A 12,769-nucleotide genomic window follows, 5' to 3' on the forward strand; every position below is an offset into this window, starting at 1 on the left:
GGTCAGATGAATTTAGTTGAAACAGCCCAAGCGATTAAAACTGGCAAAGTTTCTTTAGGAATTGAGCTTGGCTCAACTCGAATTAAAGCCGTTTTGATCACGGACGATTTTAATACGATTGCTTCGGGAAGTTACGTTTGGGAAAACCAATTTGTTGATGGTACTTGGACTTACGCACTTGAAGATGTCTGGACCGGAATTCAACAAAGTTATACGCAATTATCAGCAGATGTCCGCAGTAAATATCACATGAGTTTGAAGCATATCAATGCTATTGGCATTAGTGCCATGATGCACGGATACCTAGCATTTGATCAACAAGCGAAATTATTAGTTCCGTTTCGGACTTGGCGTAATAACATTACGGGGCAAGCAGCAGATGAATTGACCGAATTATTTGATTTCAACATTCCACAACGGTGGAGTATCGCGCACTTATACCAGGCAATCTTAAATAATGAAGCGCACGTTAAACAGGTGGACTTCATAACAACGCTGGCTGGCTATGTAACCTGGAAATTGTCGGGTGAGAAAGTTCTAGGAATCGGTGATGCGTCTGGCGTTTTCCCAATTGATGAAACGACTGACACATACAATCAGACGATGTTAACCAAGTTTAGCCAACTTGACAAAGTTAAACCGTATTCATGGGATATCCAGCATATTTTACCGCGGGTTTTACCAGCGGGAGCCATTGCTGGAAAGTTAACGGCTGCCGGGGCGAGCTTACTTGATCAGAGCGGCACGCTCGACGCTGGCAGTGTTATTGCACCGCCAGAAGGGGATGCTGGAACAGGAATGGTCGGTACGAACAGCGTCCGTAAACGCACGGGTAACATCTCGGTGGGAACCTCAGCATTTTCGATGAACGTTCTAGATAAACCATTGTCTAAAGTCTATCGCGATATTGATATTGTTATGACGCCAGATGGGTCACCAGTTGCAATGGTGCATGTTAATAATTGTTCATCAGATATTAATGCGTGGGCAACGATTTTTCGTGAGTTTGCAGCCCGGTTGGGAATGGAATTGAAACCGGATCGATTATATGAAACGTTATTCTTGGAATCAACTCGCGCTGATGCGGATGCTGGAGGGTTGGCTAATTATAGTTATCAATCCGGTGAGAATATTACTAAGATTCAAGCTGGTCGGCCGCTATTTGTACGGACACCAAACAGTAAATTTAGTTTACCGAACTTTATGTTGACCCAATTATATGCGGCGTTCGCACCCCTCCAACTTGGTATGGATATTCTTGTTAACGAAGAACATGTTCAAACGGACGTTATGATTGCACAGGGTGGATTGTTCCGAACGCCGGTAATTGGCCAACAAGTATTGGCCAACGCACTGAACATTCCGATTACTGTAATGAGTACTGCTGGTGAAGGCGGCCCATGGGGGATGGCAGTGTTAGCCAACTTTGCTTGTCGGCAAACTGCAATGAACCTAGAAGATTTCTTAGATCAAGAAGTCTTTAAAGAGCCAGAAAGTATGACGTTGAGTCCAGAACCGGAACGGGTGGCCGGATATCGTGAATTTATTCAACGTTATCAAGCTGGCTTACCAGTTGAAGCAGCGGCTGGGCAAGCAATCAAATATTAGAGAAGAGGGTTAATAAAATGCTAGAAGCATTAAAACAAGAAGTTTATGAGGCTAACATGCAGCTTCCGAAGCTGGGCCTGGTTACTTTTACCTGGGGCAATGTCTCGGGCATTGACCGGGAAAAAGGCCTATTCGTGATCAAGCCATCTGGTGTTGATTATGGTGAATTAAAACCAAGCGATTTAGTCGTTGTTAACTTACAGGGTGAAGTGGTTGAAGGTAAACTAAATCCGTCTAGTGATACGCCGACTCATACGGTGTTATATAACGCTTTTCCTAATATTGGCGGAATTGTCCATACTCATTCGCCATGGGCAGTTGCCTATGCAGCTGCCCAAATGGATGTGCCAGCTATGAACACGACCCATGCTGATACGTTCTATGGTGACGTGCCGGCCGCGGATGCGCTGACTAAGGAAGAAATTGAAGCAGATTATGAAGGCAACACGGGTAAAACCATTGTGAAGACGTTCCAAGAACGGGGCCTCGATTATGAAGCTGTACCAGCCTCATTAGTCAGCCAGCACGGCCCATTTGCTTGGGGACCAACGCCAGCTAAAGCCGTTTACAATGCTAAAGTGTTGGAAGTGGTTGCCGAAGAAGATTATCATACTGCGCAATTGACCCGTGCAAGTAGCGAATTACCACAATATTTATTAGATAAGCATTATTTACGTAAGCATGGTGCAAGTGCCTATTATGGTCAAAATAATGCGCATTCTAAGGATCATGCAGTTCGCAAGTAATAAGGATTAGTTGAATTAAAAAACATACAAATAGACGAGGAGTGCTTAATTATGTTATCAGTACCTGATTATGAGTTTTGGTTTGTTACCGGTTCACAACACCTTTATGGTGAAGAACAATTGAAGTCTGTTGCTAAGGATGCGCAAGATATTGCGGATAAATTGAATGCAAGCGGCAAGTTACCTTATAAAGTAGTCTTTAAGGATGTTATGACGACGGCTGAAAGTATCACCAACTTTATGAAAGAAGTTAATTACAATGATAAGGTAGCCGGTGTTATTACTTGGATGCACACATTCTCACCAGCTAAGAACTGGATTCGTGGAACTGAACTGTTACAAAAACCATTATTACACTTAGCAACGCAATATTTGAATAATATTCCATATGCAGACATTGACTTTGATTACATGAACCTTAACCAAAGTGCCCATGGCGACCGCGAGTATGCCTACATTAACGCCCGGTTGCAGAAACATAATAAGATTGTTTACGGCTATTGGGGCGATGAAGATGTGCAAGAGCAGATTGCACGTTGGGAAGACGTCGCCGTAGCGTACAATGAGAGCTTTAAAGTTAAGGTTGCTCGCTTTGGCGACACAATGCGTAATGTGGCCGTTACTGAAGGTGACAAGGTTGAGGCTCAAATTAAGATGGGCTGGACAGTTGACTATTATGGTATCGGTGACTTAGTTGAAGAGATCAATAAGGTTTCGGATGCTGATGTTGATAAGGAATACGCTGACTTGGAGTCTCGGTATGAAATGGTCCAAGGTGATAACGATGCGGACACGTATAAACATTCAGTTCGGGTTCAATTGGCACAATATCTGGGTATTAAGCGGTTCTTAGAAAGAGGCGGTTACACAGCCTTTACCACGAACTTTGAAGATCTTTGGGGGATGGAGCAATTACCTGGTCTAGCTTCACAATTATTAATTCGTGATGGGTATGGTTTTGGTGCTGAAGGTGACTGGAAGACGGCTGCTTTAGGACGGGTTATGAAGATTATGTCTCACAACAAGCAAACCGCCTTTATGGAAGACTACACGTTAGACTTGCGTCATGGTCATGAAGCGATCTTAGGTTCACACATGTTGGAAGTTGATCCGTCTATCGCAAGTGATAAACCACGGGTCGAAGTTCATCCATTGGATATTGGGGGTAAAGATGATCCTGCTCGCCTAGTATTTACTGGTTCAGAAGGTGAAGCAATTGATGTCACCGTTGCCGATTTCCGTGATGGGTTCAAGATGATTAGCTACGCGGTAGATGCGAATAAGCCAGAAGCCGAAACACCTAATTTACCAGTTGCTAAGCAATTATGGACCCCAAAGATGGGCTTAAAGAAAGGTGCACTAGAATGGATGCAAGCTGGTGGTGGTCACCACACGATGCTGTCCTTCTCGTTAACTGAAGAACAAATGGAAGACTATGCAACCATGGTTGGCATGACTAAGGCATTCTTAAAGTAAAGTGAATATCACAAAATGGTTGTGGTTACTTATTGTGGCCATAACCATTTTTATTCAGAATCAGAAGTGGAGTGATTAGTGTGATTAAGAGTGAAAAGGCCAAAATGATTGCTGGTGAGTTGTTTAATGTTTATGACCCAGAACTAGTCGGTGAGCGAGCCATAGCACGGCAACAAGTAGAAGCTTTCAATCAGCTCGGTGAGACGAATCCCCATAAAAGCCAACAAATAATTAAACGATTATTTGGCGCGACTGGTGATAAAATTGAAGTTCATGCTACCTTTCGTTGTGATTACGGGTATAACCTATTCGTTGGTGAAGATTTCTTTGCTAATTATGACTGCGTGATTTTAGATGTGGCCCCGATTAAGATTGGAAAACACTGTCTATTAGGTCCCAAAGTACAAATTTATTCTGTGAATCATCCTGATGACCCTCAGTTACGACGCAATGGTGCCATGGGTATTGGTAAGTCTGTGAATCTAGGAGATGATTTATGGGTTGGCGGTGGCGCGATTATTTGTCCAGGGGTCACATTGGGAAATAATGTGATTGTTGCTGCGGGGAGTGTGGTCACCAAGTCCTTTGGAGATAACGTGGTTGTTGGTGGTAATCCAGCGCGGGTGATTCGGGAATTATGAGAAGGATTAGTGATTATTATTGAACGTGTAATTTGGAAATGTGATCTTTAGTGTAGTCGCTTATCTTCTTGAGGTGAGAAAATGCAAAATAAAGATTTAGACATTGACGCTCGTGTCAAAAATGCAGTTTTAGGGCTGCCATTACTAAAGCCTGATGAACAAAATCGCTGCTTAGGTACTTTTTATGAGCGGATCGAGCTTAAAATAACGTTTAGTGAAGCAATGCGTTATGATTGGACGACGATTCTTGAGAAGGTTATGAAAAAGAAACGTAATTATCAACTATTATTTAATGGTCGTCTTGATATGGAGATTTTGGGACAATATATCAGATTAGCTAATCGATGTGCAATGCCATTTGCAATTAAGAATAGTCAGCATTATCGGCATAATGCTGAAAGCGCTGCAATCATTTTGTGTGCTGATCATGCGCTGAATCGCAAAGAAATTGATATTATGAAGCGTTACCCGCAATACTAATAATGTGCAAAAAGCGACTTTCAAATGAATTCTCATTTGAAAGTCGCTTTTAATTTACGCTGAATTATTGATTAAAACTCTACTTCAATGCAGTCCATTTCCAGTTTTCAACTTCTGGAATATCGGTACCTTCAGCACGGATATAATCATGATGCTTGTCTAAAATGCTGTTCATCTCTTGAATGACATGGGCACCTTTTTCGGCATAAGCTGGCGTTGCTAATAAGGCAGCTTTGACTAAGTGGAAACGATCGAGTTCGTTGCGAACACGCATGTCGAATGGCGTTGTAATGTCGCCTTCTTCGCGGTAACCATGAACGTGTAAGTTATGGTTATGGCGATCGAAGAAGATGGTCTTTACTAAGTCGTCGTATGCATGATAAGCAAAGATAACTGGTTTGTCCTTAGTGAAGAAAGCATCAAATTCAGCATCTGATAAACCACGAGGGTCGTCTTTCTTCAGCTTCAGAAGATCAACAACGTTAATGAAGCGAATCTTCATTTCAGGGAAGCGTGCATGCAAGATTGATACGGCAGCTAAGCTTTCAGTCGTTGGTTCAGAGCCGGCAGTTGCGAAGACAACGTCGGGTTCTTCACCATGATCAGTGCTTGCCCAATCAACAACACCAAGGCCATCACGAACTAAGCGCTTAGCTTCGTCCATTGTGAACCATTGTGGACGAGGGTGCTTGCTGGCAATGATTAAATTAATCAATTGTTTGCTTTGGATAGCCTTATCAAAGGTTGCAATCAAAGTATTGGCATCACCTGGAAGATAGGCACGAACGTATTCGGTCTTCTTTTCAGCCAAGTGTGAAATGATACCTGGATCTTGGTGAGAGTAACCATTGTGATCTTGTTGGAAGGCTGTTGATGATGCAATCACATTCAGTGAAGGTACATCAGCCCGCCAAGGGGTTTCTTCGTGAGAATTCCGTAACCACTTGAAGTGTTGGGTTAACATTGAATCCACAACGCGCAGGAATGATTCATAACTTGCGAAGAAACCGTAACGTCCGGTTAAATTGTAAGCTTCCAACATCCCTTCATCCATGTGTTCTGACAACATGGAGTCAATAATCCGGCCTTGAGGTGCTAACAAAGCATCATTAGGTTCGTGGATTGGTTCCATCCACTGACGTTTGGTATCTTCAAAAGCAGCGCCTAGTTTGTTAGATAAGGTTTCGTCAGGACCCCAGCCACGGAAGTTCTTGTTGTCTTTGTTCAACTCAATTAAATCACGGATATACTTACCAAGTTCAGTCATGTCTGAACCGTCTTCCTTACCGTGACTCTTGTTGTCCAAAGCATAATCATCGATATTTGGTGTAATTAAGTCTTTAGTTAACTTACCGCCGTTAGTAACGGGGTTAGCAGCCATACGAGCTTGGCCTTCAGGGATGATTGCGGCAATTTCTGGTTTTAAAGTACCATTTTCATCAAATAATTCTTCTGGTTTGTATGATTTGAGCCAGTCAACTAATTTGTCGGCGTGTTCCATGTGATTGCGATCGACAGGAATTGGAATTTGGTGAGCCCGGAATGAACCTTCAATTGGTTCGCCGTCCCAACTCTTAGGACCGGTCCAGCCCTTAGGTGCCCGGAAAACAATCATTGGCCACTTAGGACGAGATTCATCATTGTTATCCTTGGCGTTCTCACGAATTGCGTGGATTTCTTCAATGACTTTATCCAATTCTTCAGCCATAATTTTGTGCATCTTGGCAGGGTCTGTACCTTCAACAAAGTGTGGATCCCAGCCTAGACCTTTAAAGTAGTCTTCAAGTTCTTCATGTGATTCACGTGAAAGAACTGTTGGATTAGAAATCTTGAAGCCGTTTAAGTTCAAGATTGGTAAGACTGTCCCGTCTGTAATTGGGTTAAGGAACTTGTTAACTTGCCAAGAAGTTGCCAATGGCCCAGTTTCAGATTCACCATCACCAACAACGGTAGCGGCAATTAAACCTGGATTATCTAATACTGCACCAGCACCATGCAGGATTGAGTAGCCAAGTTCGCCACCTTCATGGATCGAACCAGGCGTCTTAGGATCGGCATGGGAAGCAACCCCGCCTGGGAATGAGAATTGCTTGAATAAGCGTTTCATCCCAGCTTTGTCTTGGGTGATTTTAGGATACGTTTCCGTATAGGTGCCATCTAAGTAGGAGTTAGAAACCATTACTTGACCACCATGACCAGGGCCTTCAATGTAGAACATGTTCAAGCCATACTTATTGATTGCCCGGTTTAAATGGGCATAAATAAAGTTTTGACCAGCAATCGTGCCCCAATGGCCGATTGGATGAACTTTCACGTCGGTCGCCTTTAGTGGTTCCCGAAGTAACGGGTTATTTAGTAGATAGAGTTGACCAACTGAGATGTAGTTAGCAGCACGCCAATATTCATCAACGCGTTTTAGATATTCATCAGAAGAGTAATCAACTGTTTTGGATTTAATTGCTTCACTCATTATTTTGCAACTCCTTTGCAAATATTTGTTTTATTTATCATTACGGTTATTATGATAGCGGTTTCAATTGTAAAGTCAAGCAATATTTGGCAAATTTATCAGTTTAACATCAAAGGACAAACAGGGAAGCGGTATGTAAGTACCCTTGACTGTTTGTCCTTCTATTGTTTATTTACCGCTGATCAATGAGATGTCAGCCAACCGAATTTGTTTCGCAAGCCGACTATCTAATTGTTCATCGGTGATAATGGCGTCCACGTTACTAATGTCTGTAGTTTTATAAAGTGCGTTTTTTTCGAATTTGGTATGATCAGCCAAAATAACTTTCATCCGACAATGTGACATCATTTTTTTTGAAACTTCAACTTCTTCGATGTAGTGGTTGGTAATGCCTGCTTGCAGATCAACGCCACCACAGCCAAAAAATCCGATATCTGCATAGAGATTATCAATGTTATCTAATGTAATTGGCCCTGATAGAGACCCTTCGCTAGTTCGCATAGTGCCGCCTAATAGAACGAATTGAATGTCTTTAACGAACTGTAACGAATTTAAAACGAAAGTCGAGTTAGTAATAACTGTTAAGTTAGTTAGTTGACTATGTTTGATTTTTTCAGCGACTTGAAATGCCGTGGTGCCATAATCTAGGAAAATGGATTCGCCGTCATGGATAAGTCGAAGTGCATTGGTAGCAATCTCTTTCTTCTCCGCAACGGCTTCATGCTGTCGTTTGCCATACTTGGTCTCATTGACGCTTTGTGGCGTTGTTGCCCCGCCACGAATGGCTTGGACTAGCCCCTGTTTATCTAAAGTGTAAATATCTTTACGAACAGTTTCGCGAGAGACACTAATTTCTTTACTAATATCTGTGATTTTGATTGTTCCTTGTTGCCTTAGTTGGTCTAGGATATATTTTTGACGTTGCATGACTTCCATCGGGCTAACCTCCCTAAAATATAAAAGTATTTTCTATTTGTAATAATATCATATATTTTGCATTTATTTGCATCTGGTTTTAGTAAAGTGAATGAAATAATTAATTTTGTCCCAGATTTGTAAGCGCTTAACATACTGATTATATAAACTTTGTGAATATAATAATTTGGTGTTTTTTATGTAAATTGCCTTGCAAAGTATCGCTTGCAAAGAGCACTTTAAAAAGTTTTTAAAGAAAAGTATTGCAAAAGATTTGCAAAATGATACAATTTGAACTGTTGAAAGCGATTACATTTATATAAATACGAAGGGAGCGACTTATTTTGAGTGAGAACCTTGTTGAAGTAAGTGATTATTTGAGAGACCAACTTATTTTTCTACACACCTCTTTTAAAACGTCGAAGGAATTATTTACAGCGATTAACGCGAAGGCACAGGAAAATGGGTTTGTAACTGATCAATTTTTACCGAAAATAATCAAGCGAGAATCAACTTTTCCAACTGGCTTGCAACTGGAACATCGAGGTGTTGCAATTCCACATACTGACGCGGATACAATCAACAAAGAATTTGTTGCCGTGGTTGTTAATGATGCTCCAATTGCTTTTAGTCGGATGGATGATCCAGAGCAAAAGGTTGATGCAAAATTAGTTTTTGTGCTTGGTCTGAATAAACCACATGCTCAGTTAGAGATGCTGCAAGCATTAATGGGAATTATTCAAGATGATTCATTAGTAAATTCATTGGAAAATGCCGAGAACTTTAACCAAATTCATCAGTTGTTAAGCAAATAAAAGATAAATAGAAGAAATACGAGGAGAGATTATTATGAAAAAATTAAATGTATTAGTAGCTTGCGGTGCCGGAATTGCCACTTCAACGGTTGTTATGAAAAAAGTTGAAGATTTGTTTGCCGAAAATAATATTGACGCTAATTTGATTCAAATTAAGATTGCTGAAGCTGCTTCTAAGCAGGATGACGCGGATATGTTGATTTCAACAACTGTACTACCAACTGAATATAAGATTCCAGCGATTAAAGCAATGGGCTTTTTAACTGGTCTTGGTGTTGATAAATTGCAGGATGAAATCTTGACTAAAGCACGCGAAATTCAAGCACAATAATTAAGAGCTAGGGTTTTAAGCAGGAGGATGCATTATGAAAGTATTATCTGATGTTGTACAAAGCATCATTAATGTCGGCCCCAGCGTTATGCTTCCCATTATTATCTTTATTGTTGGGTTAATCTTTAGGGTTAAACCGGGTAAGGCACTCACATCTGGGATTACTGTTGGTATCGGTATGATTGGGATTAACCTAGTCATCAATTTGTTGACAACTAGTGTTGGTCCTGCTGCGCAGGCGATGGTTAAACGGTTTGGGTTTCATTTAACGATTATTGATGCTGGATGGCCTGCCGTTTCTGCTGGGACATGGGCACAGCCGATCTCAGCTATCATGATTCCAATTATTTTAGTCGTTAACGTTGGCTTAATTTTGTTAAATCTTACTAAAACACTTGATATCGATATTTGGAATTACTGGCATATGATTGCGGCCGCGGCTACGGCTTATGTGGTGACGAAAAACTGGTGGTTTGCAATTCTTTGCGGGATTATCTATGAAATCGCTGTCTTAATTATTGCTGATAAAACTGCGCCAAAAGTCGCTGAGTTTTATGGCTTGGATGGCATTAGCTTTCCAACTGGTTCTGCTGCGGCTTATGGCCTACTTGGTATTCCAATTGGATGGGTTGTCAGCAAAATTCCTGGAATCAGAAAATGGGATGTGGATCCACAAACAATTCAAAAACGGTTTGGGGTCTTTGGTGAACCCATGGTCATGGGGATTGTCATTGGGATGTTACTAGCAGCCTTAGGTGGTTACAGCGTACCGAACATTTTGAAGCTTGGAATGTCCATGGGTGGTGTGATGTTCTTAATGCCGCGTATGGTTAAGATCTTAATGGAAGGGTTAATTCCAATTCAAGAAGGTGCTCAAAAGTTACTTCAAGAGAAGTACGGGAACCGGAAGATTTACTTAGGAATGGATGCTGCTCTTTCAACCGGGTCACCAGCTACTTTGGCAACTGGACTATTAATGGTACCAATTACGTTATTCTTAGCCATTATTTTACCTGGTAACCGGGTATTGCCATTCGGTGATTTAGCAACAATTCCATTCTTTGCTGCCTTGATTGTTCCTAGTCGTAAAGGAAATATCGTCCACTCTGTACTCTCTGCTACTATCGTAATGGTATTTGCATTGTTGATGGCAACTGACTTTGGGCCAACGTTGACATCAATGATGCACGGTATTGTTGCCTTTCCAAAGGGCGCATCAGAGGTCACTAACTTGGATACGGGTGGTAACATCTTGAACTGGTTAATTTTGAAACTATCACAGTTAGTACAACCATTATTTAATTAAAGGATTATCCGTAGAAAGGAAAATGGATTATGGATACTGTAAAAACAACTAAAACTGACGAATTAAAGGGCGCTAAAACTATGGAGGCTGTCGTTAAGACGGAATCTGGTTACGACAATATGGAACTGAAGCAAATTCCAATCCCTGAAGTAACAGGAGACAAAGTTTTATTAAAAGTGGCCTACACTGGGATCTGCGGTACTGATATTCATACATTTAAGGGTCAGTATGCCAATGCGGTGACACCACTTGTTTTGGGCCATGAATTTTCAGGTGAAGTTGTTGAAGTGGGACCAGATGTTAAAACGCTAAAGCCTGGCGACCGGGTGACTAGTGAAACGACTTTTGCAACGGATGGCACATGTGTTTACTGCCAAGATAAAGAATATAATTTATGTCCTAACCGTGTAGGAATCGGAACTAAAGCTAATGGTTCAATGGCAAATTATGTTCTAACTCGTGAGGAAAGTGCTCACATTTTACCAGATAACGTTTCCTACAAGATGGCTGCAATGTCGGAACCTTTAGCATCTTGTGTTCATGCTATGTATCAAAAGACACCATTCACGTTACACGACACTTTATTAATTATGGGACCAGGACCAATGGGGCTACTCTCATTGCAGATTGCCAAAGAAATTGGTGCCTTTGTTATTGTTTCTGGGATCACTAAGGATGCTGATCGTTTACAAATTGCTAAAGAGTTAGGTGCTGACATTATTGTAGATACCCAAAAAGAAGACTTGGCCAAGGTCGTGATGGATGCGACAGATGGCGTTGGCGTTACCAAGGTTTATGACTGTTCAGGTGCAACGCCAGCGGTTAACTCTGCATTACCATTGATCCGTAAGGGTGGAACTTTCCAACAGGTTGGTCTTTTTGCAAAGCCGATGAATGAATTAGATGAACGTTCAATTATTCAGCATGAAATTACGTATCGTGGCTCACGGTCACAAAATCCGTATGATTGGGCGATTGCTTTACATCTTGAAAGCAAGGGTGCTATTAACCAAGATGCAATGATTACGAAGGTCTTTGATCTTGAACACTGGCGTGACGCTTTTGATGCAATGATGGCCGGTAAAGAGCTCAAAGTTATGATTGCCTCTAATCCTGATGATCCAGATTTAGCAGACTAAACTAATTGTAGTTGAATGACAGAATATTAAAATTATAACCTCCTTAATTTAGAGCGCTGAGATATTTGTCTTAGTGCTCTTTTTTGGGAGCAGGGGGGGTTCTTTATGAAGTATCAAAATATCTTGTTCGATATTGATAATACCTTGATTAATTCAGCGGACTTAATTGCTAAGTTATTGAAGGAGGGGGCAGTTCGCGAGGGTGTTGATATGCCAATTGAAGAATATCGTAAGAGAATTGGCCAGCCCGGTGAGATGATCCTGAGAGAATTTGGTGTTCAAAATTGGCAGAATGTATTAGCCAGATATCTAATTGAATTTAACGAGAATATGAATGAACTAACGTATTTTGTGGGAGTTGAACAAATGTTAGATGATTTATTGGCAATGAATCTCACAGTGGGAGTGGTTACATCTAAGGATCGTGTTCAATTTGATAAAGAAGTCAGTCATTTTCCGATTATCGCAAAGATGCCAATTGTGACTACTGCTGATTTAACTAAAAATCCAAAGCCAAGTGGAGAGCCGATTACCTACACATTAGAGAGATTTAACTTAGCACGTGAAAGGACGTTGTATGTTGGTGATAGTATCTTTGATATGCAGGCTTCAAAGAATGCAGGCGTTGATTTTGTAGTTGCTAAATGGGGAGCATTACCGAATGTCGATTTTAATAATGCGAAATATCAAGCTAAGACCCCGAATGATATCGTTGGAATAGTTCAGTAAGTAAATGAGATTAGACTGGAAAGAGCGCATTATTTAATAATAAAAAATCCTTTTTAACTCTAAAAGCAGAGGCCAAGATAGCAACTTTCGTTTCTTGGCTTCTGCTTTTAGAT

Annotated in this window: 12 protein-coding genes; 10 read left to right on the plus strand and 2 right to left on the minus strand. The window is 41.1% G+C overall.

Annotation, left to right across the window (positions count from 1 at the left end; all coding sequences use genetic code 11):
• Window positions 1–6: 6 nt before the first annotated feature.
• The 5 genes from ACWQAU_RS02455 (at window position 7) to ACWQAU_RS02475 (ending at window position 4,951) form a co-directional block, all read left to right on the plus strand.
• Entirely contained in the window at window positions 7–1,608 is a 1,602-nt protein-coding gene (locus ACWQAU_RS02455) for a xylulokinase (RefSeq protein ID WP_003642917.1), read from the plus strand.
• Between the two features lie 17 nt (window positions 1,609–1,625).
• Entirely contained in the window at window positions 1,626–2,354 is a 729-nt protein-coding gene (locus ACWQAU_RS02460) for an L-ribulose-5-phosphate 4-epimerase (protein ID WP_003642916.1), read from the plus strand.
• A gap of 51 nt (window positions 2,355–2,405) precedes the next feature.
• Window positions 2,406–3,830 carry an L-arabinose isomerase gene (gene araA, locus ACWQAU_RS02465; RefSeq protein WP_003642915.1) on the plus strand — a complete coding sequence of 475 codons (1,425 nt, stop codon included), beginning with the start codon at window positions 2,406–2,408 and terminating at the stop codon, window positions 3,828–3,830.
• Window positions 3,831–3,910: 80 nt separating this feature from the next.
• On the plus strand, window positions 3,911–4,471 hold the full coding sequence (locus ACWQAU_RS02470; RefSeq protein ID WP_003643578.1) for a sugar O-acetyltransferase: 561 nt from the start codon (window positions 3,911–3,913) through the stop codon (window positions 4,469–4,471).
• A gap of 81 nt (window positions 4,472–4,552) precedes the next feature.
• Window positions 4,553–4,951, plus strand: coding sequence for a YueI family protein (locus ACWQAU_RS02475; RefSeq protein ID WP_003642913.1), 399 nt, complete (start codon window positions 4,553–4,555; stop codon window positions 4,949–4,951).
• Between the two features lie 79 nt (window positions 4,952–5,030).
• Here the strand turns inward: ACWQAU_RS02475 and ACWQAU_RS02480 are convergent, their stop codons facing one another.
• Both ACWQAU_RS02480 and ACWQAU_RS02485 read right to left on the minus strand, forming a co-directional pair.
• A complete protein-coding gene (locus ACWQAU_RS02480) occupies window positions 5,031–7,421 on the minus strand; it encodes a phosphoketolase family protein (protein ID WP_027821614.1) in 2,391 nt (796 codons plus the stop codon).
• A 168-nt stretch (window positions 7,422–7,589) separates the two neighbouring features.
• Window positions 7,590–8,357, minus strand: coding sequence for a DeoR/GlpR family DNA-binding transcription regulator (locus tag ACWQAU_RS02485; RefSeq protein ID WP_003642911.1), 768 nt, complete (start codon window positions 8,355–8,357; stop codon window positions 7,590–7,592).
• 323 nt (window positions 8,358–8,680) lie between these two features.
• Between ACWQAU_RS02485 and ACWQAU_RS02490 the strand changes: the two genes are divergently transcribed.
• From ACWQAU_RS02490 to ACWQAU_RS02510, 5 genes are all read left to right on the plus strand, one after another.
• Window positions 8,681–9,151: a PTS sugar transporter subunit IIA gene (locus ACWQAU_RS02490; protein ID WP_003642910.1), complete on the plus strand. Its 471-nt coding sequence runs from the start codon at window positions 8,681–8,683 to the stop codon at window positions 9,149–9,151.
• A 34-nt stretch (window positions 9,152–9,185) separates the two neighbouring features.
• Window positions 9,186–9,482 carry a PTS sugar transporter subunit IIB gene (locus tag ACWQAU_RS02495; RefSeq protein WP_003642909.1) on the plus strand — a complete coding sequence of 99 codons (297 nt, stop codon included), beginning with the start codon at window positions 9,186–9,188 and terminating at the stop codon, window positions 9,480–9,482.
• 34 nt (window positions 9,483–9,516) lie between these two features.
• Window positions 9,517–10,788: a PTS galactitol transporter subunit IIC gene (locus tag ACWQAU_RS02500; RefSeq protein WP_003642908.1), complete on the plus strand. Its 1,272-nt coding sequence runs from the start codon at window positions 9,517–9,519 to the stop codon at window positions 10,786–10,788.
• A gap of 29 nt (window positions 10,789–10,817) precedes the next feature.
• Window positions 10,818–11,927 carry a zinc-binding dehydrogenase gene (locus ACWQAU_RS02505; protein ID WP_003642907.1) on the plus strand — a complete coding sequence of 370 codons (1,110 nt, stop codon included), beginning with the start codon at window positions 10,818–10,820 and terminating at the stop codon, window positions 11,925–11,927.
• A gap of 105 nt (window positions 11,928–12,032) precedes the next feature.
• Window positions 12,033–12,656 (plus strand): HAD family hydrolase, encoded by a 624-nt coding sequence (locus ACWQAU_RS02510; protein WP_003642906.1) that lies wholly within the window; start codon window positions 12,033–12,035, stop codon window positions 12,654–12,656.
• The last annotated feature ends 113 nt before the right edge of the window (window positions 12,657–12,769 follow it).

This window comes from Lactiplantibacillus sp. 3062 (assembly GCF_055413545.1).